This is a genomic window from Cellulomonas sp. GbtcB1, assembly GCF_019091725.1.
In the GTDB taxonomy this organism is placed as follows: Bacteria; Actinomycetota; Actinomycetes; order Actinomycetales; family Cellulomonadaceae; genus Cellulomonas.
The window spans coordinates 1-228 of record NZ_JAGXJG010000761.1; the positions used below are offsets into that span (position 1 = coordinate 1).

At 78.9% G+C, this 228-nt stretch carries 1 pseudogene; it reads right to left on the bottom strand.

Features of this window, described 5'->3' with window-relative positions:
• Nucleotides 1-228: pseudogene (locus KVT14_RS22110) on the bottom strand (glucuronate isomerase); the annotation flags it as partial.

Consider the following 228-nt stretch of genomic DNA (forward strand, 5'->3'; position numbering starts at 1 on the left):
AGCGCGCCGGCGAACTCGACGGTCACGGGGATGTCGGCGCCGATGGCGGTGCCGAGGCGCTCGCGGGACGGCGCGTGGTGGGCGCGGCGGACGCCCGGGTGCAGCGTCATCACGAGGCCGTCCTCGCTCGACATCCGCGCCATCTCGACCAGCAGGCCCCGGCGCAGCGCCTCGGCCTCCACGGGGGTCGCGGTCCCGGCCCGGGCCGCGGCGTACAGCCGCTCGCCG